We start from the raw sequence: 26,171 nt of genomic DNA, 5'->3' as shown, positions 1-26,171 counted from the left end.
CGTTGGGGGCGATGCGTTCAGCCGCTCGGGGGCGGTTGGGAACGACATCATCACCGCATCATGCTCGGCTCTCTTCTTCTGCCTTAAACCACAAGATCTTGTGATTGACGAATCACTTCACAAGTAGATATGGTGTCTGACCTGCGGCACTTTGCTGCTGCATCTCGTACCAGCACCACCCATCACGACCGTCCCGCCGTCTCATCGAACCCTAGGAGGAGGAGTCATGTCCGCCGACCGCCCATCGTTGGTCGCAGAGCCAACTGTTGCAGAGAGTACCCTCGGCCCTGAGCACACCCCGTTGCGTGACGAACCACATGAGGTCGTTGCGCACACCCCAGGGCGAATGCAGGTCATCCGTCGCAACGGGAAGGTCACCCATTTTGACGCCAATAAGATCATGGTCGCCATGACGAAGGCCTTCCTGGCGGTTGAAGGGGGATCGGCGGCGACCTCGAGCCGCATCCATGACCGGGTCCGTGCGCTGAGCGAGCAGGTGACCAGCGCCCTCATGCGTCGCCTGCCTGGCGGGGGCACGGTTCATATCGAGGATATCCAGGACCAGGTTGAACTGGCGCTGATGCGTGCCGGTGAGCATAAGGTCGCGCGGGATTATGTGCTCTATCGCGAGGCCCGCGCGCGGGAACGCGCTCAGCGTGCCGCGAGCGAGACGCCCGCGGCGACGGCACCCAGCCTCTCGGTGACGCTCGCCGATGGGAGCACACGGCCGCTCGATGTCGAGCGGATGAGACGCCTGCTTGAGGAGGCCTGCCGTGATCTCGATGCGGTCGCCGCGGAGGTGCTGCTGACCGAGACCTTGCGCAATCTGTTCGATGGGGTGCGCGAGGCGGACGTGGGGCAGGCGCTGGTGATGTCGGCGCGCGCCATGATCGAGCAGGACCCTCAGTACAGTCAGGTTGCCGCACGTCTGCTGCTCGATCAGTTGCGACGCGAGGCACTCGGTTACCTCGATCTCGCTGTCGGGGTCGAGACCCAGGGCGATCTCGCCGAGCGCTACAGTGATTATCTGGCTGCCTATATCCGACGCGCGGTGGATGTGGAACTGCTCGACCCACAGCTCGGGCGCTATGATCTCGCCCGACTGGGGGCGGCGCTCAAACCGGAGCGCGATCTGCAGTTCAATTATCTCGGTTTGCAGACCCTCTACGACCGCTATTTCCTGCACACCGCCGAGGGCATTCGCTTCGAGTTGCCGCAGGCCTTCTTCATGCGCGTCGCCATGGGTCTCGCCATCAATGAGATCGACCGCGAGGCGCGCGCCATCGAGTTCTATGAGCTGCTCTCGAGCTTCGATTTCATGAGCTCGACCCCGACCCTCTTCAACTCAGGCACCTTGCGCCCTCAGCTCAGCTCCTGCTACCTGACCACGGTGCCGGACGATCTCGATGGCATTTACAGCGCCATCAAGGACAATGCGCTGCTCAGCAAATTCGCCGGGGGCCTAGGCAACGACTGGACGCGGGTGCGCGGCATGGGCGCGCACATCAAGGGCACCAATGGCAAAAGCCAAGGCGTGGTGCCCTTCCTGAAGGTCGCGAACGATACGGCGGTGGCGGTGAATCAGTGCTTCGCACCGGGAACGATCGTCTTCACCGCCGATGGCCCCAAGCCGATCGAGCAGGTCCAGGTCGGTGATCTGGTGCTGGGTCAGCGTGGACGCTATCGCGAGGTCACCGAGCATTTCGTCTATGACCAGCAGGATGCGCCCATGGTACGGGTGGGCATCAAACATGCCATCGACGACGTCGAGGTCACGGCGGGACATCCCTTCTGGGCCATCCAGGGCGTTGCGATGGAACAGAGCATCGAGCGCACGCTGCGCCAGATCGAGCGGGCGCGCTTCAAGCCAGAGTGGGTCGAGGCGGGTCAGCTTGCGCGCGGCGACTATGTGGCTCAGGTGATTCCCTCCGAGGTCGTCCCCGTCGAGGGTCTGACCGAGGACGACGCACGGCTCTACGGCATCCTGCTCGGCGATGGGCATCTGAGTCGCGGGCATGAGTTTGGCGTCTCCGGCAACCCGAGCGCTGATGCGAGTCATCTTCAGTTCGTCCGTGACTATCTGAGCGCGCGGGGGATCCATTTCTGGGAGAGTCAGCGCGCTGAGACCTACATTCAGATCAAATGGAGCATCGGCCGCGGACTGCAACGCTGCGCCACGACAGGCCGCTACGTTGGCCTCGATCAAGCCGATCTGCCCTTCACGCATGAGGATCTCTATGACGCCGAGGGTCGGAAACACATCGCGCGTCGTTACAGCCATCTGCCGCACAACCAAGCCTTGGCGTTGATCCAGGGTCTGCTCGAAACCGATGGCGGCGTCTCGCGCGGCAAGGAGATCTATTTCACCACCACATCGCGCCCCTTGGCCGAAGGGCTGCGCTATCAACTCTTACGGCTCGGGGTGCCCTGTGCCGGTCAATATCGCGAACGGGAGCAGGCGCATCAGGGGACGCGCAGCGATGGCACCCTCGTCAACTTCAGGGGCGTCTGCCGCGCCTTCGATCTGCGCATCCCAGCCGTCCCCCGGATCGCTGACCTCCTCGGTGTTCCAGCCGTGAGCAAGCACAACTGGTTCCGACTGGGAAATTGGATCTTCACCCGCGTCAAATCCGTCACCGCGCGGGAGCCGGTTCCGGTGGTCCACGACCTCAAGGTCGAGGGTGACGAGACCTACATGACCGCCGCGGCGCTCGTCCACAATGGCGGGAAGCGCAAGGGCGCGGTTTGTGCGTATCTCGAGACCTGGCACATCGACATCGAGGAGTTCCTGGATCTGCGCAAGAACACGGGTGATGACCGGCGGCGCACCCATGACATGAACACCGCGAACTGGGTGCCGGATCTCTTCATGAAACGGGTCGCCGAGGAGGGTCCTTGGACGCTCTTCTCGCCCGATGAGACCCCGGACCTGCACGATCTGACGGGGCTCGCGTTCGAGCAGGCCTATCTGGCCTACGAGGAGCGCGCCGCGCGCGGCGAGTTACGGGTGAGCAAGCGGCTGAAGGCCGTTGATCTCTGGCGCAAGATGCTGGCGATGCTTTTTGAGACCGGGCATCCCTGGATCACCTTCAAGGATCCCTGCAACCTGCGCTACACCAATCAGCATGTCGGAACCGTACACAGCTCGAACTTGTGCACCGAAATTACCTTGCATAACAATGACTTAGAGATCGCCGTCTGCAATCTCGGCAGCGTCAATCTCGCTGCGCATGTGACCGAAAAAGGGCTCGACACCAAGCGGCTGGAACGGACCGTGCACACCGCGATGCGGATGCTCGATAACGTCATCGACTACAACTTCTACAATGTCCCGCAGGCACGCAACTCCAATCTGCGGCACCGCCCGGTCGGGCTCGGCATCATGGGATTCCAGGATGCGCTCTACAGACTGCGCATCCCCTACACCAGCCTCGAGGCGCTGCAGTTCGCCGATCACAGCATGGAGGTCTTCAGCTATCACGCCATCCGCGCGAGCAGTGACCTCGCGGCGGAACGCGGTCGCTATCAGAGCTACGAGGGCTCGCTCTGGAGTCGTGGCATCCTGCCGATCGACAGTATCGGGTTGCTGCAGGAGGGGCGCGGTGGCTATCTGCAGATGGATACGAGCACGACGCTCGATTGGGATGGACTGCGCGAGCGGGTGCGACAGGTTGGCATGCGCAATTCGAACTGCATGGCGATTGCCCCCACGGCGACGATCAGTAACATCGTTGGGGTCAGCCAGTCGATCGAACCGACTTATCAGAACCTCTTTGTGAAATCCAATCTGTCGGGCGAATTCACCGTTGTGAATCCCTATCTGGTCGCCGATTTGAAGGAGCGCGGGCTGTGGGATTCGGTGATGGTGAATGATCTGAAATACTATGATGGCTCGATTCAACAGATCGATCGCATCCCCGATGACCTGAAAGCCCTCTATGCCACCGCCTTCGAGATCGATCCACGCTGGTTGGTCGAGGCCGGCAGTCGGCGCCAAAAGTGGCTCGACCAGGCGCAAAGTCTCAACCTCTATCTGCGCGAACCGAGTGGGAAGAAGCTCGACAATCTCTATAAGCTGGCTTGGGTGCGCGGGCTGAAAACGACCTACTATCTGCGCTCAATGGGTGCGACCCATGTGGAGAAATCCACCATGGATGATGCCTCCAAGGCCAACCGGCTGAGTGCGGTCGATGGGACTGGGGCGGCGGTCCTCACCGCCTCGGCACGGATCAAGACCAATGGATCCACGCCAGGTCTCGCCGCACCCTCGGCCTGTTCGATTCTCGATCCGGATTGCGAGGCGTGTCAGTAGGACAGCAGTCCGGTTGATTGCCCCCTCCCCCCAACCCCTCTCCCACGAGGGGAGAGGGGCTCAGTCAGGTGGTTCGTCGATCGCGCCGTTGTCGGTGGACCTTTGGGTGTCGATTCGAGCTGGGTCGCTGTGGCGGCTTCGCGACAGTGGGCGGAACGGACGATCGAAGCCGGACGACTCCGGGCGACTCCAGACGACTCAAGCGCTAGGACGATCAAGGTTGGAACTGGGTCTTGCGGATCGGCTACGCCCGCGGTGGACGCAGCCGATTGGTGCGAGGGGTGACATCCTCGAATGAGGTCGAGGATGGATGCGTGTTACTGCGGGCTGGTAAAGGGAAGCGGACGCGTCGTTTCGGATTCGTTCGTCAGGCCAGTGATCAGACCGCCCAGTGCGAGTGCCCCGAAGATGTAGAGACCCACGTCGGGGCCGTCTCCCGCTTCAACAGCCGAGGTTGCCGTGCGCTGAACGGCGGCGTGATCGACCCTCTGGTTTGCGGCGGCCTGCTCGGCACAGACGCTGGTCGCGCCAATCGTCAGGAGTTCCTTCTCCTTCAGGACATGGCGGCAGCCGTCCGTGAATTCGATCAAGGCCTCGCTCTGCTCAAGGACCATGAGACGGTCGAGCTCCTGGAGTGGCATGCCCTCTTGGGCCGCGACGAAGCGTTCGCCCTGCGTGATCATCGCGGCGCCATCGAGTTGCTTGATCTCGCCGATACTGTCGGATGCCACGGCCTGAGCGACCGCGAACGAAAGGACGGCACTTGTCACGACCAGGGTCAATTGTGTTGGCATCTTTAATAGCCCTCTAGTTCTGATGAAATCGAAATATGGTGGGCCACTCAGCCGAAATCCGCAGCAAGTCACGCCCCTAGGATCGGTAATATTCACAGGAAGTATGTTGTCTCTCGGTGTCGTCCTGACGAGAAACAGACAGCGGATCAATGGCCCGATTCACACTAACCACTAACCACTAACCACTAACCACTAACCACTAACCACTAAAAAGATTGCCCCAGGTCCTGATGACCCGGGGACGCGGTGCTTACTGCGGGCTGGTGAAGGGCAGCGGACGCGTCGTATTCGACGATTCACTTGTCAGACCGGCAATCAAACCACCGAGCGCGAGCGCGCCGAAGATGTAGAGACCGGCATCGTCGTCATCACCGAGTTGCGAGGTGGCCGTGCGCTGAACCGCGGCATGGTCGGTCCGATCGGCAGCCGCCGTGCGCTCGGCGCAGACGCTGGTCGGCCCAACGGTCAGCAATTCTTTTTCCTTCATTAGATGGCGGCATCCATCGCGAAATTCGATCACGGCCTCGCTTTGCTCGAGAACCATCAGACGATCGAGTTCCTGCAGTTTCATGCCCTCTTGCGCCGCGACGAAACGCTCGCCCTGGGTGATCATGGCGGCGCCATCGAGGCGCGTGATCTCACCCGCCGCGTCCGCCGCCACCGCATGCACACCCACGAGCCCCATGGCGGCGCCCATCATTGCGACCAGCATTGTTCCACGCATCATACCTAACCCCCTGATCTATAGACCCACTGTTCGGTGAATCAATCGAAAACCGTGACATGACCGCAACAACCCGTCCGGGCTGTTGCCTTGAACACAGATTAGCGGCTTCATCAGCAGAATTCCACCCTATTCGGTGGCAATCGGTCTGCCACGTAAGCGGACTCATCACAGGGACCGCTCGGTGCCGCGCGCGCTCCGATCGCAACCGCCCCGGCCTCGTGGCTGAAGCGTCTGGGGTCCACGGTTGGATTCCGTGCCAAGGGACCACTCATGGGGTGGGCTCGGTACCAGGATCCGCCTCGGACGCTTCGCCTTGCTCGGCATCGTCTGGTGCGCCGCTGCCTTCCTCGGCCTCGACCGCGGAGTCCGGGCCCACATCGACTTCGGGGTCCGTCGGTTCGCTCGCTGAGCGTTCGCGCAGCAGGGCCTCGGCGCGTGCGGTGGCGTCAAGGTCGGCCACTCTGGAAATCCGCAGGTCGTCGAACCAAATCGTCCCGTTGAGGCGGCGCTCGAAATCGCGTGTTCCAGCCGTGACCAGGACGAGTTGCTGATAGATGCAATCGGGCGGCACCTCGAAGCGAAAATCGAATTCGCTCCAGTCCGCGGACCCGAGAAAGCGCGGGCCTTCGCCGATCACCCCGGACTGCGGCAGAAGACAGCGCAGGCTCCAGCGCACCCCGCCTTGTGACACCAGACTGTCGACGCGCACCCGTCCCGAAAAGCGATAGGTTCCCGCATCCAGCAGGAGGGCTTGGCTGACATGACCGAAGCGGCCTTCGAAACCACGAAACCGAACCCGCAAGGCCGCTCGCCCCGAGGCGCCCAACGTGGGCGCCGGCTCGGCCGAGAAATGATTGTGGCGCCCGACCCGCCATCCGAAGCTGCGGTTCTCGATCGGCAGCTCGAATCCGCCGTCATAGATCAGTCCGAGATGCCGCCGTTCGTTGACATCCAACCCGCTCAGCCAGGTCACATAGGCCTCTGAAACCGCCCCGTCGCGTTGCAGCCGGAGCACGAAGTCCTCGCGCTCCTCGGGGGTCACCGGGACCCGTACCGATTGCCGGCGCGAGGCATAGAGATAACGCACCGTATCCAGGTCGCGCGCGGTTCTCGTGACATAGCGGAAATAGTCGTTCCACCAGGATGGCGGCGACGCGAGCAGGGGGTCGAAGAGTGCGCGCGCGTCCGGGTTCTCGGCGATCGCGAGCATCTGGGGGAACAACTGCTCGCGGCGGGACGCATCGGCCTCGAGTGCCGTCGACCAGTGCGCGAGCATCAGGTCGTAGCGGCCACGGTCCGCCCAGTAATTCGCGACCGCCTGCTGCACCCGCGGATCGACCGGTGCGATCCGCGATGCCAGGCCGATCAGGGCGTCCCCGCGTTCGTCCTCGCCCGCCGCGGCCGCTTGGGCCGCCAGACCGATCAGGGGAAAGGGGCTCATGGGACTCACGCGATGGGCGTGCTCGAGGAGTTCCACCGCCTGATCAGGATCGGTCGCCAGCAGCCGATACGCCTTGGTCACCAAGGTCCCGGAATGAGCGGGGTTCCAGGTGAGCACCGTCTCGATCAGGGATTCATCACCCGCGATCACCCGATTGGCGTAGTACCCACTGACCCCTTGAACAAGACTCGTCCACGCCAACACAGAGGCTCCAATGATCAGGAAGCCGCGCCAAGCATAGGTCCACATACTCACATCAGTCCCTCAATCCGTTCCGCTTCGATCCCCTCGTGGGTCCTGTTGCCTTCGCTCAGTGGCTCAGGCCAGGGCGCGTCATGATATGTCATTGGCCCTGACCACTGCATGTTCGATTGCGAACCCTGGGTCGAACTCGAGGTTGGGTTTCAGCCCGACCAGAACACATGACGATGGCGAGACCGCCGTGTCGGACTGAAGCCCGACCCACATTGCTTCGGAAATCACCTTAGTTGAGTTCGTAGGTCATGATGGCAATCCGATCCTGACTCCCATCGCGCACAATCTCTAGGACGACGCGGCCTTTCGCGTGTCGCCATCCGCTGCGACCCCGATACTGGTTGCTGACGGCAATTCGGCCCGTTCCGGACAGTCCGCCATTGGGCTGCGCACTCCATTTGAGATCGGTGATGGTGAGCTGCGCACCGGAGACGCGTTCGAAGAGATCTTGATAGAGGTTGCGGATCATGGCTCGACCCTGTCCACCCGTGACCCGAGCATCCGACGTGAAGAGACTCGCGACCCGCTCGGCATCCCGCGCGGCATAGGCGTTTTGCAGTCGCGCCAGGAGGGTCATGGCATCCTGAGGACTCACCCCAGCCGGGGTGCGCGGCGCGGTGACGGCCGCGGGTGCGGGTGCGGTTGCCACGCGCGGCTGGTTGGACGTTTGGGTGGACGGCTGTCTGGGCGGCTGAGTGGCTTGCTGGGGCGAGGACGCAGGACGCGACGGCGCGGTAGCCTGCGCCCGGGTCGGTCCGTCCGCGCGCGGCGGCGGCGCTGGGCTCGGGGTTGTGTTCTGCGTCGTGCCTTGGGTCGCGGTCGAGCCGCTGGACGTGGGCGCCGGCTTGGACGGCGGCGTCACGGCAGCCGCCGCGGCAGCCGGGGTACTCGGCGCGGGCTTGGCCACTGGCGTCGTCACGGTCTCGGCAACCGGCGGTGGTGGTTGATCCGAGCGCGCCGTTGCCACCCGCGGTGGGACTTCCGCTCTGGAGGCCACGGACGCGATCCTGCCCGAGGGTAAGGTCGGGGATGGGGCGTCCACCGGGGTCAGGAGGGATGGCGCGGGTGGCGTGAGGATCGGTGAGGGATCCACCAGGGTCGCCGGGGGTGCCGGGGGTGCCGCCTCGAGATCTTGACTCGGCGGTGCGCTGCTCACGTCCTCGGTCACCCTCGTGATCAGGACTTGGCTGCTTGGGGCCGCGAGGTCCAAACGCCCCGCGTCCGTCGCGCTCGCCTGCTCCATCCCCGCGAGCGGCGCCGGTGGCATGAGATAGCTCGGCAAGGGGGTTGGTCGGTCCGTGACCTCGGGCGTCGCGAATCGCACGATCGGTTTTTGGTTGGCTTGGATGACGGCGTAGCTGATCGTGAAGAGGGTGCTCGCGAGGGCCACCAGCGCCAGGATCAACAGCAGCCAGCGCGAGCGCATGACATGGCGACGTCGCACTCGCGCGGGGCGCGGCACGGGTGCCCTGTGCATGACCGGGGACACGACCGGGCGCTGCGACCAAGCGAACGACGACGGCTCAGCATCGGACGCATCCGACGCGGGTCGCTGATCAGGTAAGGACTGGTCATATTGCGCCCGCGATGCGGCGCTCGACAGGGTCTGATACGCCAAATTGATCCGGGTCGCGTAGAACCCCTCCGTCTCCGCCAAGTCATCGAGCCGGTCGGGGTGAAACATGCGAATCAAGAGGAGGTAATGCTGGCGGATCGCCTCCGGACTGGCATCCCGATTCAGGCCGAGGTGGCGGTAGTAATCGCCACGGGCATCGAGCAGCGCATGCCGCACGAGGAATCGCGCGGCCTCGGCCAGGTCTTTGGGCGTGATCCCGAGCGCGGCGGCCGTGTCATGGATGCGTGTCGCTGAAAGCGCCGCGCAGAACTCCGAGAACAGATGCTCGAAGTCGCGCGGCAGTGGCCGCTCAACCTCGCTCAAGGAGCGATGGGCCAAGGGATCTCGATGATAATCGAGCGCCAGCACGACCAGCGGGGGTACGGTCGTCAAGCATGGCTCCCGAGCGGGTCAGGGTTGTGAACCGTCATCCACGCGGCCCAACCAAGCGACTCAGGCCGGGCTCTGCTGGGGCAGCTTCGAGTCGTCGCCCTTATGTCCATAGCTGTACATGTAGTCGTAGCTGTAACCGTAACCGTACCCATAGCCCTTGCCCGCGCGACCGACCTTCGCCATCACCCCACCGAGCAGGTTCGCGTTGGCTTGACGGAGACGTTTGACCGCGCCGCCAACATCCCGTCGGCGCGTGGTCTCGGCGTTCACGATGAAGAGTGTTGCCTTGGAGAGGTTCGCGAGCACCAAGGCGTCAGCAAGACCAATGACCGGCGGACCATCGATGATGACCATGTCGAACCGCTCCGAGGCCAAGCTCACCAGATCCACCATCTTCGCGCTCGCCAGCAGTTCCACGGGGTTCGGCGGCAAGGGCCCACTGGTAATGGTGAACAACCGCTTCACCTGAGTGGGTTGCGAGATCTCGAGTGGCTTGGCCGAGCCCGCCAGATAATTGGTCAAGCCGCCGGTGTTCGGCAAGGAGAGGGACCGATGGAGCGACGGATTGCGCAGATCGCCATCGATGAGGAGGACATTCGAACCGGCCTGGGCAAAGGCGATCGCGGTATTCAGCGCGGTGGTCGTTTTGCCCTCGCCAGGTAGCGAACTGGTGAAATGCAACACATTCGGCGCACCCTCGGATGTCGAGAAGAGGAGCTGGGTGCGCAGGGAGCGGACCGCCTCGGCGACCGCGCTTTTGGGGTCTTTAAATGAGATCAAGCCAATATCCGTCTGGCCAGGGTCTTGGTCGCGAGTCTCCATCTTCGGGATCAGGGTCAGGACGGGCGCGCCGATCAGTGACTCGGCGTCCTCGGCACCGCGCACGGTGTCGTCCAGTGCCTCGAGCAGGAAGGCCGCCAACACCCCGATAAAGCCGCCCAAGGCGATGGCGATCGCCAGATTCAGCCGCAGGTTCGGCTTGAAGGGCGCCAAGGGGACACGCGCCGCATCGACCACGGAGATGTTGTTGTTCACCGCCCCCGCGGCGACCCCCACCTCCTTCACGCGCTGCAGCAGACCGTCATAAAGCTCGCGGTGCGTATCCACCTCACGCTTGAGGGTGTCGAAATCCGTGCTGCGATCCTGCAGCGCGAGCGCCTCCTCGTTGAGTTCCACGATATGCCGTGCCAGCTTCGCCTCCTCGAGTGCCCGCGCCTCGTAGCGCGCCCGCAGACCCCCGATGATCGCCGCGGATTCCTGGGTGATCTGTTGATCGAGCTCGTCGATGCGCTGACGCAATTGCTGCATGGTCGGGTAATTGGGCTTCAGCACCTGGAGCTGATCACGATACTCGGCCTCGAGATCGGCCCGGCGCTGCTTGAGCCCCTGAATCAGGCTGCTTTCCAGAACCCCCATCGTGGTCGAACCATCCGTGCCGGTGACCCCGAGATATTCCGCCTCGGCCTGGATCCGCCCCGCCTGGGCTGTCACCAGCTTGACGTTCATCTCCCTGAGCTTGTCCAGCGTGATCTGCAGACGTTTGTCGGTATCCACGATCTCGCGCTCACGCGCATAGGTGGCGAAGCGGCGTTCCGATTCCTCCAAGCTCACCCGGGCCTGGGCGAGCTGCTCCTCGAGAAAGCGCTTGGCGAAGGCCGAGGCCTCAAAGCGTCGCTCGAGGTTCAGATTGACGAAATTCGCCGCGATCGCGTTGGCGACCTCCGCGGCCTCGACCGGGTCGGGGCTGTCGAAATGGATGCGCACGAGACGCGAGTCACGCACCGGCTCGATCGTGAGTCGACCCAGCAGGGCGCGTTCCTCGCGGATGCGCGTGGCCTGCTCGGGGTCCGCGCGGCGCGGCGCGGCCGCCGACACCTCGGTCGTGGAGAGCGAGGAGAGCCAGCCTTTGACCATCGACTTCATATCCGCCATGAAGCCTCCCCCTTGCGCCTCCCCATCATCGCGCGCCTTCATTCCGAGCTGATCGATCACGCGCCGCGCCAGCGCCTGGCTCTTCAGCAACTCGTACTGGGTACGGTAGAAGTCCATGTTCGAACGATAGCCGGTGGCTTCCTCGGGCATCACGTTGCCGTAGTCCACGACGCGTTGCCCTTCGGTCTCGATTTGGAGCAAGAGGGTGCTGCGATAAATGGGGGTCGCCACAAAGGTGGCCACCAGGGCGAGGATCAGGGCGAGTGACACCACCGAGATGATCAGCCAGCGCCGCCGCATCAGGACGTTCCACAACTCGCGCAGGTCGATGACATCCTCGTCACGCACGGGCGCGGCGGGTGGCTGATAGCCGCCAACAGCGGGCAGGCGCGCGCCGGTTGAGACCTGCAGCGGGCCTCCGGGCCCTTGGGGTGCAAGTGCTTGATCTGGGCTATTCATAACGTCACGTCCGTTTCGAAATCGCGATCATGGGAGCGCCGCCCGGAACGGCGGCGAGAATGCGTCGAGGCCGCGGTCAGCCACCGCGGTGATCCAATTGGGCCGATTCAGCCGATGCGCTCGTCCGGCGGGATCGCACGCGTTCCCCGCGCGGCGCATCCGCCATCACAGCCGGTGCGTCAGCCATGAGGTGCTGGATCCCGTGCCTCGGTGATCCGGCGTCCGCGCACCCGACCGCTCAAGTCGATGACTATAGACCAGTCCAAGCACAGGGAATTCACGGCGCGGGCATGCGAGTGCGATGGTGCCGGTCGGCACATCCAGACTGATTTAAATCAAAAACTGATCCGAGCGCAATTCCCGGAAGGATACACCAGCCGAGAGCGACGCCCAACCACCCGAAAGGTCGCTTGGGAAATCACTCGCTCGCAGCAATCTCCTACAATCTTAATATGGCTTCGGGGCAATCTTGTTAAGATGGCTTAACAGAAACAATCGCCGCGGCACGACCCGGCCTGAGCGAATCTCGCGGCGGCGCGCTCAGGCCTGAAGACGTGACCATTCACCCTTGCGGGTGTGTTAGGAACCCTCTCGCACGGACACCACGGAGTGTATGACCGATGATCGACCTACACTGCCATCTGCTCCCGGGAATCGACGATGGATCACCCGATCTGTCGACCTCGCTTGAGATGGCGCGCATCGCTCTGAGCGATGGCATCACCACGACCGCTTGCACGCCACACATCTATCCTGGACTCTACGAGAATCGCGCCGAGGGCATCCGCGCGGCCATTGGCGCGCTGCGCCAAGCACTCGCCGAAGCGGACTTGCCCTTGAACCTGACCGAGGGGGCTGATATTCAGCTTGCCCCCGAGATGATCCCCGGTCTGCGTCAAGGCACCCACCCGACCCTGAACGGCACCCGCTATTTTCTCTTCGAGCCCCCACACCACACCGTCCCGGTGCATTTCCAGGAGTCGATCCACGACTGCCTCGCCTTCGGGTTCGTCCCGGTCATCACGCATCCGGAACGTTTGACCTGGCTCGATGCGGAGCATTACCCCTGGTTCGTTCAAGCCGCTCGCCAGGGTGCCTGGATCCAACTCACCGCCGGCGCCCTGACGGGTCGCTTCGGGCGCACGCCGAAATACTGGGGCGAACGCATGCTCGACGAGGGCCTCGTGCACATCCTCGCAACCGACTCCCACGAAACCCGTCATCGCCCACCCATCCTCTCCGAGGGTCGCGACGCGGCCGTGCGCTGGGTCGGAGCGGAGGAGGCGGAGCGCTTGGTCGAACTCCGGCCCCAGGCGATTCTCGACAATCGTGATCCGGTCGAGGTCCCCCCACCGCCCATGCTCGACCCGAGCCGCACGCATGAACCGCCACAACCCGCCAAACGCGGTCTGTTCGCCCGTTTGTTTCGCTGAGAAAAGACCATGACATCGGTGGGCGGAGGGTTCGTCCGCGGGTGACTTGAAACGCCACCTGAAACCGGTAGACTGCGCGTTTTCCAGGCGCGCTTGGATTCAACCACGCCGACTCGCCTGCCTTCACACCGCGACCAGGACTATCGTGTCGAGCTAGGGAACCGCGATGAACACCGCCGAGCCGATTCACCCACTCTCGAAAGCCATCTTGATCCTGCTCTGCGTGCTCTTGGTGCTGGCGCCCATCTTTCGTGCGGGCAACACACCGCTCGCCGGCATCCTGCTGCAATGGCTCGGGCTCGTCATCCTCATCACCTCGCTCTGGAGGCCCCGTGACGTCGCCCTGACCCGCACCGAGACGGGACTGATCCTGCTGCTGTTGGCGATCCCCCTGCTCTATCTCATCCCCTTGCCGAGCGGACTGGTCGACGCACTGCCCGGACGCGGTCTCATCCTAGCGGGACAGGCCATCCTCGCGCCCGAGGGCGGTCCGACCTGGAAGACGCTCTCGATCGACCCCGCGCTGACGGTCGCGGCGGGGCTGGTCCTGATCGTGCCGGTGGCGGTCTTCATCGGGACACGGCTTCTCGATGCCAAGAGCCTGCTCATCCTCGCGCAGCTGTTGATCGTCATCGCCGTGGTGCAGGCCATCATCGGGCTCATTCAGTTCGGAACCGGTCAGACCGGGGAGACCCTGCTGGAGGTTGCGGGCAGTGGCGGTCGCTCGGGCACGGGCACCTACGCCAATCGCAACCATCTCGCGGGGCTCTTGGCGATGACCCTGCCGCTCACGCTCGCACTTCTGCTCTACAGCCTCGGGCGTAAGCGCACGGCCGGTGGCGGTGGCACCTGGCGGCGACGCGCGGCCTTCCTGGGCTCTGGACAGGGTAATCTGGCGCTCCTCTATGGCGCTGCCGCCCTGATCATCCTGATCGGTCTGGTCTTCACTCGGTCGCGCACCGGCATCGCGATGGGGATGCTCAGCCTGGTGCTGATCACCCTTCTCTTCGCCCGACGCATCGGCGGAAGCAACACCTTCGGCATCACCGGCACCATCATCGTCGCCGCCATCGGCTTCGGCATCGCCATCGGGCTGGCCCCCGTGCTGGACCGCTTCTCGGTCACTGGCGTCGTCGAGGACGGTCGCCACGCACTCTTCGCCTCGACCCTCACGGGGATCGCCACCTTTTTTCCGATCGGGAGTGGGCCAGGCACCTTTCCGATCGCCTTCACGCCGCTGCAGCCGCTGGAGTTCGGCCGCCAGTTCGTCAACCGTGCGCACAATGATTATCTCGAATGGACCATGGACGTCGGCGTCCTTGCCCTCGCCGTCATCCTACTGGCCTTCATTCTCTATCTGCGCCAGTGGACGCGGGTGTACACCCGGCACGAGTGGTCCCAAAGCCGCTTTCTGCAAGTCAGCGCCGGGGTGGGCCTCCTACTCATCGCGCTTCATGAGATTGTCGACTACAACCTCGCGATTCCCGCCAACCAGGCCTTTTTTGCGCTCCTCGCCGGGATCTTCTTCATGCCGCCCGAGCGCTTGGAGCCAAACGGCGGCCGGCGACGGCGCCAGCGCCGAACGCCGCATCTCGATAGCGCGACCGGAGCAGCCGTCATGCCCGAGATGGCCCGCGTGAGCGTCGCTCCACAGCCGCCACCGGATCAGATCACCAATCCCTTCGCTGAGGTGGTCTCACCCGCGCCCACGCCGGCACCGACGGCCGTGTCCCCGGCCCCGGCTCCGGCTCCGGCCCCAGACCCACAGCCCGCCCCGTCCGCCCCCGGCGTCGGTCGGACGGAGCATCGCTCGAACAGCTGAGCTTGCCTGGGAGCGAAAGCGGATCCTCATGCCTGGCCGCCATCCTGACTCACAGGCCAAGCCGCCGCCCTGCCGCTCCGCCTCCGGGGCGCGGCGAATCGGAACTCTTTAGACGCGACAACCGCGCAATGGACAAGCCTATGCCTCTCGATCACCTGCGTGACCCGAACCGTCCCATCGCCGTCATCGGTCTCGGCTATGTCGGTCTCCCGCTCGCGGTCGAGTTCGGCAAACACCGCCCCGTCATTGGGTTCGACATCGATGAATCCCGGGTCGCCGAACTCCAAGCGGGGCTTGATCGCACCCGCGAAACCACCCCGGAGGAACTCGCCGCCGCGCGTCACCTGATCTGCACCAGCGCGGTCACGGCCTTAACGGACTGTCGGATCTTCATCGTCACCGTGCCCACGCCCGTTGACGCCTTCAAGCGCCCCGACCTCACGCCCCTGGTCAAGGCCTCCGAAACCGTCGGTCAGGTTCTCAAACCTGGCGATCTGGTCATCTACGAGTCCACCGTGTATCCCGGTTGCACCGAGGAGGACTGCGCCCCGGTCTTGGAGCGCGTCTCGGGCCTGACCTACTGTGCGTCCAGCTCGGCTCAAGCCGAGTCGCCAGAGACCTCGCATCACTTCTTCCTGGGCTACTCGCCCGAGCGGATCAACCCTGGCGATCAGGCGCACCGCCTCACCACCATTCAAAAGGTGACCAGCGGCTCCACCCCGGAGATTGCCGCCATCGTCGACGCGCTCTACCGCGAGATCATCACCGCCGGGACCCATCTGGCCAGCAGTATCCGTGTCGCCGAGGCGGCGAAGGTGATCGAGAACACCCAGCGTGATCTCAATATCGCCCTCATGAATGAGCTGGCCCTGATCTTCGATCGACTCGGCATTGATACCCTGGAAGTGCTCGAGGCCGCCGGCAGCAAGTGGAACTTTCTCCCCTTCCGCCCCGGCCTGGTCGGTGGTCATTGCATCGGGGTCGATCCCTATTACCTGACCCACAAGGCCGTCGCCATCGGCTACCATCCCGAGGTGATCCTCGCTGGTCGGCGCATCAATGACCGCATGGGCGCGCATGTCGCCGAGACGGTCGTGAAACTGATGCTGCAACGCGGGATCGGGGTATGTGGCAGTCGTATCCTGGTGCTGGGGCTCGCCTTCAAGGAGAACTGCCCGGACCTGCGCAATACCCGCGTGGTCGATATCCTCGCCGCCCTGGGTGAATACCGGATCGCGGTGGACTGCTACGACCCCTGGGTCGACCGCGATGAGGCGCGTCATGAATACGGTGTCGAGTGTCTGAGCGAGGCCCCGTCGCCGAAGACCTACGACGCCATCATCCTCGCCGTTGCGCATCGCGACTTCATCGCGCTCGGTGCATCCGGCATCCGGGCCTGGGCGAAGGACCGATCCATCCTCTACGATGTGAAATCAGTCTTGCCGCGCGACACGGTCGATGCGCGTTTATAAGCGGGCCAGGCTGCGTCAGACCCACATTGGCCTCGGTCCAGGGGACGCGATGCGTGCGAGGGCTGAATCAACATGGATTGCGTGCTGGATCAACCTGACCATGGGAACCCTTTTGGTATGACTATCCTGGAGCTGATCGGTCGGGATCAGCCGCTCTTTGATCCCGACCTCCATCGCCACGCGGCCGAGCTGTCGGAACAGGTGGCCGCGAGTCGCTTCCTGGTCATTGGCGGCGCGGGTTCGATCGGCCAGGCCGTGGTGCGTGAGATCTTCAAGCGCCACCCACGCGCCTTGCACGTGGTGGACATCAGTGAGAACAACCTGGTTGAGCTGGTCCGCGATCTGCGCAGCACGCTCGGTTACATTTCCGGTGACTTCCGGACCTTCGCGATCGACTGTGGCTCGGGGCCCTTCGCCGCGCTGATGCGCTGGAGCGGCGGGTATGACTATGTCCTGAACCTCTCGGCGCTCAAGCATGTGCGCAGCGAAAAAGACCCCTTTACCTTGATGCGCATGGTCGAGGTCAACATCCTCAATACCATTGCGACCATCGCACAGGCCGAGGCCGGGGGGGCGCGTAAATATTTTTGCGTTTCGACCGACAAGGCGGCGAATCCGGCGAACATGATGGGCGCGAGCAAGCGCATCATGGAGATGTTCCTGATGCAGGCGAGCGTGCGTCTTCCGATCTCGACGGCACGGTTCGCCAATGTCGCCTTCTCCGATGGTTCACTGCTGCATGGGTTCAACCAACGGATCGCCAAGCGCCAGCCGCTCGCCGCACCGAACGATGTCCGGCGCTATTTCGTAACCCCGCAAGAGTCGGGCGAGCTCTGCCTGATGTCGACACTGCTCGGTGAGAACCGCGACATCTTCTTTCCCAAGTTGAGCGAGCGTCTGCATCTGATCAGCTTCGCCGAGATCGCCGAACGCTACCTGGCCGCCCAGGGCTTCGAGGCCTATCCCTGCGCCAGCGAGGAGGAGGCCCGCGCTGGCATTGAGGAGCGGCTGACGCGGCGCCAATGGCCCTGCTGTTTTTTCCCGAGCGACACCACGGGCGAGAAGGATTTCGAGGAGTTCTATACCGACCGCGAGACCCTGGACATGACCCGTTTCGAGCAGATCGGGGTCATCCAGAACGCGGCCCTCTTCGACGCCGAGAAGCTGACCGACTTCCAGCAGCGCATTGCTGCCATGACCGAACGTGGTCACTGGGAGCGCGAGGAGCTGGTCGAACTCTTCCACGCCATGCTGCCCGAATTCGGCCACCAGGACACCGGGCGCTATCTCGACGATAAGATGTGAGGCTGGGGTCGCGTCGCGCCTCCGGGGTGATCAAGCCGATGCCCGCGCAATCCTGGTCCTCGAGCGCGCGCGGCTCGAACTCAGGGGCCTTAACAACCATTTACAGATCTTGTTTTGCGCCAGTGATCGGTTCCATGGTACACAGCTCACTGAAAGAAGCGGATTGATGATCATGCCGCGAAGTGGATGTCATCAGCGGACGCCGACGGTCAGGGTCTTGGGGTGATGGATCGAGGGCTTTAGAGGATGGAGCAGAAGCGCTTCTCTCGACAACTCGTTGCGGCCGTCCGCTCGCGCTACGGGATACAGGACGCTGTCATCCCCTTGCACGCGCCCTCCTTTGGTGTGCGCGATCGGGAGGCGGTGTTGGAGGCGATCGACAGTGGCTTCGTCTCATCGGTGGGACGCCATGTCGATGACTTCGAGGCGGCGGTCGCGTCCTTCACGGGAGCCGGGTTCGCGGTTGCCACCGTCAACGGCACGGCCGCGCTCCATGTCGCGCTCCTGCTTGGCGGTGTCCATCCTGGCGATGAGGTGATCACGCAAACGATCACCTTCGTCGCCACCTGTAACGCCATCCACTATACTGGGGCTCGCCCGCTGTTTGTCGACATCGACCGCGACACCTTGAGTCTGTCCCCGGAGAGCCTATCGCTGTTCCTCGACGCGCACGCCGAGATCCGTGATGATGGACTCTGCTGGAATCGCGACACCAATCGGGTGATTCGCGCCTGTCTGCCCATGCACACCTGTGGTCATCCCGCACGCATCGATCGCATCGCCGCGGTTTGCGAACGCTGGCATCTCGTGCTGATCGAGGATGCGGCCGAGTCCCTCGGGAGCCTGTACCTGGGGCGTCATACGGGCACCTTTGGACGACTCGGGGCCGTGAGTTTCAATGGCAATAAGATCATCACGACCGGCGGTGGCGGCATGATCCTAACCGATGACGAGCACCTGGCCCGCCGCGCCAAACATCTGACAACGACCGCCAAACAACCACATCCGTTTTTGTTCCTCCACGACGAGGTGGGGTTCAACTATCGGCTACCCGCGCTGAATGCGGCGCTCGGTTGCGCGCAGATGCTGAAGCTGGAGGGGGATCTCGAGCAGAAGCGGGCCTTGGCGGAGGATTACGCGGCCTGGTTCGCCGAGACGGATTACCCATTCATTCGCGAACCAGCCGGGGCCCGTTCGAACTACTGGCTCAATGCCTTTCTCACCCATGATCGCAAGGAGCGTGATGACATCCTTGAAGAAACCAACGCGCTAGGGGTCATGACCCGCCCGCTCTGGACCCCGATGCATCGCTTGGCCCCGTTTGCGCATTGCCCTTGCGGTGACCTGACAAACAGTGACTGGATCGAGGCGCGGTTGGTGAAGCTCCCATCCAGCGTCCCCGTACATGGGCACTGAGAGGATACTCAGCATGAATCGAGTGCTGGTCACCAACCATGCTCGGTGATTCTGGTGAATGCCCCCTGAACTCGGCGGCCGGCTGACAAACTGGTCGATGTGTTCGGCTTTTCATCACCTTCTGAAACCAATGCGAGTATGACAATGAAAGCGGTCATCCAAGCGGGCGGGCGTGGTACGCGTCTGAAACCCTATACCTTGATTCTCCCCAAACCCATGATGCCGGTCGGCGAGTTGCCCGTCATCGAGATCCTCCTGCGCTGGTTGCGGCGCAATGGCATCCATGAGGTGCATGTGACGACGGGGTATCTCGGGCACCTGCTCCAGATCCTGTGCGGTGATGGCAGCCGCTGGGACATGCGGATCGAATACACCGAGGAGACGTCGCCATTGGGCACCGTTGGCGCCTTGGATCTGTTGCGAGACCGTCTGGACAGTACCTTTCTGGTGCTCAATGGCGACTTGATCACGGATCTGGACCTGCGTGCCCTGTTTCGCTTTCATCATGATCACAATGATGCGCTGACGATCGCCGTCCACGATACGCTAGTGCCGGTCAACATGGGTGTCTTCGAATACGGATCCGAGGGGCGCGTGAAGGAATTCCGGGAGAAACCAACGCTCAGCTATGCGGCGAACATGGGAGTCTATTGCATGGAGCCCGAAATCCTGGAGCTGATTCCCAAAGGCGTGCCTTATGGATTTGATGATTTGATGTATCGGATGCTCGATGAAGGTCGCGGTGCGCGCGTCTATCGTCATATCGGCCAATTCATGGACATCGGCCGACCGGAAGACTTCGCGCTGGCCCAGGAACTGGCCGAGCGCGGTGAACTCCCCATGCAAGGGCACTAAATGAAGACGATGAATGATTCCTTGAAGCGTGGTCTGGATGTCCTGCTCGCCGGTCTGGGGCTACTCGTCGGCGCCCCGTTGATGGCACTCATCGCACTGCTCATCCGGCTCGACTCTCCCGGACGGGTGATTTTCTCTCAACCGCGCATGGGCTTGCATGGACAGGTTTTCCTGATGCACAAATTCCGGAAGTTTCCGGATGATTGGGGGAATCAGGGCTCGGGTGTCACCGTGGCGGCCGATGTGCGCATGACGCGGATTGGCCGTATCCTCGAGCGCACGAAACTCGACGAATTACCGCAGTTGTGGAACATCCTGCGTGGTGACATGTCCTTCGTGGGTCCGCGACCTGAAACGTTGCGGTTCAAGGATCTGTTCGTCGGTCCGTTCGCGCGGGTGCATGACTACCTGCCGGGTATCTTTGGGCCCAATCAGGTGGCCTTTCGGAATGAATCCCATCTCTACCCCGCGGATCAGGACCCGGAGACCTTCTATCGCGAGAAGCTCTTTCCGCAAAAAGCGCGGAACGACCTCGCCTATTTCAGTCAGGCCACGGTGGCATCAGACCTGCTGTGGATCCTGCGGGGTCTGTGGTATAGCGTCATTGGGGTCGTCGACTGGGTTCGCTGGTTTCACCGCGCCGGGAAGGTGTTGATCGCCGACCTCTTGATCATCCAAGTCGCCTGGTTCGGCGCGAATCTTCTGCGCTTCGAAGGCCTGCCGCGTGGCCATTTCTGGGATTTGTATCTGACCGGCACCTGGCTGATCCCCCTCGTCCTGATCCCGGTGCTCTTGCTCGGTGGCAATTACCGTGGCTTGGTACGTCATTTCGCGGCGGCCGATGCCATCCGCCTTGCGGTCTCGGTCCTCTTCGGCTGGACCCTCGTTCAACTGACCATGCTGGTGATCGCGGAGCGCAATGTGTCCCTGATGGTCGGTGTCTTAGCGGTCGGGCTGACCCTGGCACTCATGGGCGCCATGCGTATTGCCCGTCGCGAGCGCATCCGGCGACTGAACGCCCGGCGCCAAACAACCGAGATCACCGAGTTGCATGGCGGTGACCCGCGCGCGGTGATTCTGGTCTATGGCGCGGGCCACCGCGGCGTTGCCGTGTCCTGTCTGCTCGATCACGGCTTTCCCAACGCCCGCGTCATTGGTTTTCTGGATGACAATGATCGCGAGCTCGTTGGCCGCACGATCGCGGGTTATCCCGTGCTCGGTTCCGAGCGTGATCTCAACACCATCCATGCGGTTCACCACCTGCATCAGATCTGGCTCACATTCGAACCCGATCGCTTTAAACATCGGCGTCTGAGTGACTGGTGCGAGGCGCAGGGCGTGACCCTTTGCGTCCTGCCCTGGAGCGCGCCCTTTCTCGAACTGTCCACGCGCCCGCGAATCGTTATTCATTCATCGAAAAATTATGGTTCAGGTGCAGACACACTCCCGCCGGATCAACCCGCTCAGGCAACCGAATAACGCGCAACGGTCCCCGAGCACATCAAACCCAGCGTCCCTGCGGATGAATTGATTGAGGATGGCGTGGCGCAACCTGACTGTGGTGTTCACTGCCGAGACGAATCGCACAACGATATCCTGCACGAGCTTCTCTCAGTCTTCCACGCGGCGGTGTGACCTAGTTTCTGAAGCGGCTCCATATCCCAAAGTTTCACGGAAGCTGATGCCCATGTTCTGTCGAACCCCAACCGCACTCCTTGCGATCCTCCTGGTCGCGCCGACCGTCGCTGCCCTCGACGTGAACGAGACCCGTCATCTCCTGGACCGGGCTGGCTTCGGGGCAGATCCAGACCGCCTTGAGGCGCTGAACACACTGGACCGGGCAGCGGCGATCGATGCGCTCCTACGACCGACGCAGGACTCGATCGAACTCCCCGATTGGTCCGGTGACCGACCCTTTATGGACCAGTCGGCGTTCGAGGGACTCGACGAGGCCGAGCGCCAAACCTTGCGCCAGGCCCGCAATCGGGAGATCCAGGCGCGGCGGCGTGACCTGAAGGCCTGGTGGTACCGCCAGATGCTGACGAGCGAAGCGCCTCTGCTTGAGCGCATGACGCTGTTCTGGCACGACCACTTCAGCACCGAACTGCGGCAGGTCGGATCGCCCCAACTGATGTTGCAACAGCATCTGACACTGCGCCAACACGCCTTGGGGAACTACGCCGAACTGCTGCGGGCCATGGCCACCGACCCAGCCATGCTGATCTATCTGGATGGACGACGGAATCATCGCGCCAAACCAAACGAGAATTTTGCCCGCGAACTCCTCGAACTCTTCACCCTGGGTGAAGGACAGTATGAGGAGGCCGACATTCAGGCCGCGGCGCGCGCACTGAGTGGCTGGACGCTCGATCCGGTCAGCGGCGCGGCGCGGTTTAGACCGGCGCGGCACGATGATGGTCGGAAGACCTTTCTGGATCGCACCGGTCACTTTGGACTGGACGCCGTCCTTGCGATCCTGCTGGAGCAACCCCGAACGGCTGAGTTCATCGTCGAGAAGCTGTGGCGGGAGTTGATCTCGCCCGAGCCGGATCCAAACGAGGTGGTCCGGCTGGCCGCGGGGTTCCGCGAGGGTGGCTATGCCATCCGTCCACTGCTGCGTGAGATGCTCTTGAGCGAGGCCTTTTGGGACGATGCGAATCGCGGCTCACTGGTGAAATCACCGGTGGAGCTGATCGTCGGAACCATTCGCCGGTTCGATCTGCCGACCCCGCACGATCGCGAACTGCTCGCACTCGGACAACGCATGGGGCAGAATCTATTTGACCCTCCCGACGTCGCGGGATGGCCTGGACACACGGCCTGGATCGATGCCAACCGACTGCTGATGCGCGAGCAGTTTTTGCGTCGGGCGACGCGGGATCTCGCCGACGAGAGCGCGCTGGCCGGACAGCCCTGGGCGGGACTCGATGAGGAGGTGGTCAGGCAATGGCTGTGGCCCGTGCAAGGGGTCCCCGTGCTCGCGGCGCCCCTGCCGGATGACGACGGTGAACTCGGCGTTCGGGAGGCCTTGATCGAGGCGATTCTCGATCCGCGCTATCAACTGAAGTGATGGAGGAGTCTCATGCGTCGTCGCGATCTCATCAGGGGTGCGCTGCTCGCCGGGGTTCTGCCAGGCACGCTCACGGCAGGCACCCCGCTCGCCCCAGCGCCCGGACCGCGCCCGCGCACGCTGGTGCTGCTGGAATTGAAGGGCGGCAATGATGGGCTCAATACCTTGGTGCCCTTCCGTGATCCGAACTATGCCCGACTGCGTCCACGCCTGGCGTTGGACAGCACGAGCCTGTTGCCGTTGGATGATGCCGCCGCCCTGCACCCCGCCCTCCGTCCCTTGATGCCGGCTTGGGATGACGGCGAACTCGCCTGGCTTCAAAACGTCGGCTATCCCGCGCCGAATCGCTCGCATTTTCGGTCGATGGATATCTGGGAGACCGGTTCCGACGCGACTGAGGTCCTGGCGACCGGCTGGTTGACACGCTCCCTGCCTCAAGGGTCAAACCCGGGTGTGCCGGACGTGGTCATCCTCGGCGGCGACGAGGGACCCGCGCGCGGTGGCGGCCTCGAGGTCATCAGTCTACAGACGCCAGAACAGTTCGTGCGGGCGGCGAGGCAACTGCAGGCCCTTGAGCCGCCCGCGCGGGGTCCGGACGCACTTGCCCATCTGCTGGCGGTCCGGGCATCGATTCGCCAGGCCGGCGTGGAGTTCCAAGCCTCGATCGAGCGCCTCGAGGAGCCACCGCTCGCGTTCCCGAGCACGCCACTGGGACGACAGTTGCAGCAAGTCGCGCGCATGCTGAACGCGGGCATGGCGATTCCCGTCTACAAGGTACGCATCGGGAGTTTCGACACCCATAGTCAACAGCTTACCCGACATGCCGCCTTGCTCACGCAGCTCGCGGAGGCCCTGGCGGTGTTCCGCGCGACACTCAAGCAGACTGGCGATTGGGACCGGGTGCTCGTCATGAGCTACTCGGAGTTCGGCCGTCGCGCCGCGGAGAACGCCAGCGCGGGCACGGATCACGGCGCCGCGGCACCGCATTTTGCCTTGGGTGGACGGGTCAAGGGCGGTCTCTATGGCACGGCGCCCGATCTGACCACATTGGATCGGGGGGACCCCGTCCAGACCACTGATTATCGCCAGCTCTACGCCACCATCGCCGAGCGCTGGTGGCGACAACCCGCACCCGCATTCCAGACCCGCTTTCCGGTCATGGAGTGGATCTGAGCCGGCGCCTGGCCCTCATCAGACTCTCATCAGGCCCTCATCAGGCCAGCCGAACCGTGATTCGGCCGGCGCGGGGCCCTGGACGTGCGAGACCACCCTGACCGCGTTCCTGCCGATCCGGATCGGGCCACGCATTGCCAACCATCACCCGGAACCTTACACTTTTCGCATGAGAAGTCGGGGTGCCGTGCCACCCCAGCTTCACAGGTCGAGGCCGCAAACAGGTGGGGGTTGCGCATGACACAGACGATAGGGATGTCGGGTACCGATTTGATCGCGCACCATGGGGCCGTCGATGGTGTCACCGGATCCTGTCATGAGTTGAAGCTGGGAGACGGGCGGTCGGTGTTGATCGATTGCGGGCTCTTTCAGGGAACCGAGACGGCCGATGATGGGGCGAACACGCATCAATTGGCCATCGGGTTCGAGGTCGCACACCTCCAAGCCGTGATCCTGACGCACGTGCATATCGATCATGTCGGGCGCCTGCCACATCTCCTGGCGGCTGGATTTCGTGGGCCGATCCTGTGCAGCGAGGCGTCGGCCGAGCTGCTTCCCTTGGTGCTGGAGGATGCCCTGAAGGTTGGGGTCACGCGCGAGGCCCGCTTGATCGAGGCGGTCTTGCGACTGCTGAAGACACGACTGGTGCCCTTGCGTTATGGTGAGTGGCATTCCCTCATCGCCGGTGATCCAGGTCTGCGCATCCGCTTGCAGCAGGCCGGACACATCCTCGGGTCGGCCTATGTGGAATGCGATCTGAGCCACGGCGGATCACGCACGCGGGTGCTGTTTTCCGGTGACCTGGGCGCGCCCCACACCCCCTTGCTGCCGGATCCGACGCCGCCTGAGTCAGCCGACATCGTCGTGCTTGAGAGTACCTATGGGGACCGAGTCCACGAGGATCGGACCACGCGCCACGAGCGTCTGCGCGCCCTGGTGGAACATGCCTTCCAGGACGGCGGCACCCTGTTGATCCCGGCCTTCAGCATCGGACGGACTCAGGAATTGCTCTACGAACTGGAGACCCTGGTGCATGAGTACGGGACATCCGGGACGCGCCCCGCGGGGGAGGCCTGGCGCTGGGAGGACCTCGCGGTGGTGCTGGACTCCCCATTGGCGGCAAACTTCACCGCTGGATACCGGCGCCTGCGGGCGCACTGGGATGAGGAGGCGACCACCCGTCTCGCGGCCGGCCGCCATCCGCTCGCCTTCGAGCGGATGCTGACGGTCGCCGACCACGACGCGCATCTGCGCATGGTCGCGCATCTGGCGCGCGAGCATCGTCCCGCGGTGGTGATCGCGGCGAGCGGGATGTGTGCCGGGGGGCGCATCATGGACTATCTCAAAGCGATGCTCGGTGATCCGCGTCACGACCTGCTGTTCGTCGGCTATCAGGCGGCCGGCACGCCGGGCTGGGCGATTCAGCGTTATGGCCCGCGGGGGGGTTATGTCGAACTCGATGGTCGACGCTATGACATCCGCGCCCGCATCCACACACTCGGCGGCTATTCGGCACACGCCGATCAACAGAATCTGAGTGATTTCATCGCCGCCATGGCGACCCCGCCGCGCGAGGTGATCCTGGTGCATGGCGAGCAGCGGGCGAAGCGCACCTTACAGGGCGTCTTACAGGACCGGTTCCCGGGCACCGAGGTACGCATCGGGTAACCGCCGAACAGGTCCGCCCGCCGCGACGC

General features: G+C 63.4%; 16 protein-coding genes. 11 read left to right on the top strand and 5 right to left on the bottom strand.

What is annotated here, in order from left to right; all coding sequences use genetic code 11:
* Positions 1 to 226: 226 nt before the first annotated feature.
* The gene (locus CKO25_RS22010) at positions 227 to 4,312 is read left to right on the top strand and encodes a ribonucleoside-diphosphate reductase subunit alpha (protein ID WP_200389380.1); all 4,086 of its coding nucleotides are present in this window, start codon (positions 227 to 229) and stop codon (positions 4,310 to 4,312) included.
* A 317-nt stretch (positions 4,313 to 4,629) separates the two neighbouring features.
* On the opposite strand, the gene CKO25_RS18205 is transcribed toward CKO25_RS22010, so the two are convergent.
* From CKO25_RS18205 to CKO25_RS18185, 5 genes are all read right to left on the bottom strand, one after another.
* Positions 4,630 to 5,106: a hypothetical protein gene (locus CKO25_RS18205; protein WP_200389379.1), complete on the bottom strand. Its 477-nt coding sequence runs from the start codon at positions 5,104 to 5,106 to the stop codon at positions 4,630 to 4,632.
* A gap of 250 nt (positions 5,107 to 5,356) precedes the next feature.
* Positions 5,357 to 5,833, bottom strand: a complete 477-nt coding sequence (locus CKO25_RS18200; protein ID WP_200389378.1) for a FecR family protein — start codon at positions 5,831 to 5,833, stop codon at positions 5,357 to 5,359.
* A gap of 268 nt (positions 5,834 to 6,101) precedes the next feature.
* A complete protein-coding gene (locus tag CKO25_RS18195; RefSeq protein WP_200389377.1) occupies positions 6,102 to 7,523 on the bottom strand; it encodes a tetratricopeptide repeat protein in 1,422 nt (473 codons plus the stop codon).
* Between the two features lie 235 nt (positions 7,524 to 7,758).
* Positions 7,759 to 9,537, bottom strand: a complete 1,779-nt coding sequence (locus CKO25_RS18190; RefSeq protein ID WP_200389376.1) for a DnaJ domain-containing protein — start codon at positions 9,535 to 9,537, stop codon at positions 7,759 to 7,761.
* Positions 9,538 to 9,597: 60 nt separating this feature from the next.
* The gene (locus CKO25_RS18185; RefSeq protein ID WP_200389375.1) at positions 9,598 to 11,928 is read right to left on the bottom strand and encodes a GumC family protein; all 2,331 of its coding nucleotides are present in this window, start codon (positions 11,926 to 11,928) and stop codon (positions 9,598 to 9,600) included.
* A gap of 620 nt (positions 11,929 to 12,548) precedes the next feature.
* Between CKO25_RS18185 and CKO25_RS18180 the strand changes: the two genes are divergently transcribed.
* From CKO25_RS18180 to CKO25_RS18135, 10 genes are all read left to right on the top strand, one after another.
* Entirely contained in the window at positions 12,549 to 13,361 is an 813-nt protein-coding gene (locus tag CKO25_RS18180) for a tyrosine-protein phosphatase (RefSeq protein ID WP_200389374.1), read from the top strand.
* A gap of 166 nt (positions 13,362 to 13,527) precedes the next feature.
* A complete protein-coding gene (locus CKO25_RS18175) occupies positions 13,528 to 15,183 on the top strand; it encodes an O-antigen ligase family protein (RefSeq protein ID WP_200389373.1) in 1,656 nt (551 codons plus the stop codon).
* Between the two features lie 140 nt (positions 15,184 to 15,323).
* Positions 15,324 to 16,655, top strand: coding sequence for a Vi polysaccharide biosynthesis UDP-N-acetylglucosamine C-6 dehydrogenase TviB (tviB, locus tag CKO25_RS18170; protein WP_242467722.1), 1,332 nt, complete (start codon positions 15,324 to 15,326; stop codon positions 16,653 to 16,655).
* Positions 16,656 to 16,772: 117 nt separating this feature from the next.
* The gene (locus CKO25_RS18165; RefSeq protein WP_200389371.1) at positions 16,773 to 17,960 is read left to right on the top strand and encodes a UDP-N-acetylglucosamine 4,6-dehydratase; all 1,188 of its coding nucleotides are present in this window, start codon (positions 16,773 to 16,775) and stop codon (positions 17,958 to 17,960) included.
* Between the two features lie 246 nt (positions 17,961 to 18,206).
* A complete protein-coding gene (locus CKO25_RS18160; protein ID WP_200389370.1) occupies positions 18,207 to 19,376 on the top strand; it encodes a LegC family aminotransferase in 1,170 nt (389 codons plus the stop codon).
* Positions 19,377 to 19,520: 144 nt separating this feature from the next.
* Positions 19,521 to 20,231: a nucleotidyltransferase family protein gene (locus CKO25_RS18155; RefSeq protein WP_200389369.1), complete on the top strand. Its 711-nt coding sequence runs from the start codon at positions 19,521 to 19,523 to the stop codon at positions 20,229 to 20,231.
* 9 nt (positions 20,232 to 20,240) lie between these two features.
* The gene (locus tag CKO25_RS18150; protein WP_200389368.1) at positions 20,241 to 21,710 is read left to right on the top strand and encodes a sugar transferase; all 1,470 of its coding nucleotides are present in this window, start codon (positions 20,241 to 20,243) and stop codon (positions 21,708 to 21,710) included.
* A 208-nt stretch (positions 21,711 to 21,918) separates the two neighbouring features.
* Positions 21,919 to 23,301, top strand: coding sequence for a DUF1800 domain-containing protein (locus CKO25_RS18145; protein ID WP_200389367.1), 1,383 nt, complete (start codon positions 21,919 to 21,921; stop codon positions 23,299 to 23,301).
* Positions 23,302 to 23,313: 12 nt separating this feature from the next.
* The gene (locus CKO25_RS18140) at positions 23,314 to 24,474 is read left to right on the top strand and encodes a DUF1501 domain-containing protein (protein WP_200389366.1); all 1,161 of its coding nucleotides are present in this window, start codon (positions 23,314 to 23,316) and stop codon (positions 24,472 to 24,474) included.
* A 237-nt stretch (positions 24,475 to 24,711) separates the two neighbouring features.
* A complete protein-coding gene (locus CKO25_RS18135) occupies positions 24,712 to 26,142 on the top strand; it encodes an MBL fold metallo-hydrolase RNA specificity domain-containing protein (RefSeq protein ID WP_242467721.1) in 1,431 nt (476 codons plus the stop codon).
* Positions 26,143 to 26,171: the final 29 nt, after the last annotated feature.

Origin of the sequence: Thiocapsa imhoffii (genome assembly GCF_016583985.1) — a bacterium.
Lineage (GTDB): Bacteria > Pseudomonadota > Gammaproteobacteria > Chromatiales > Chromatiaceae > Thiocapsa > Thiocapsa imhoffii.
The sequence above is the reverse complement of the archived record's forward strand: the minus strand, read 5'-3'. Positions and strand labels throughout refer to the sequence as shown.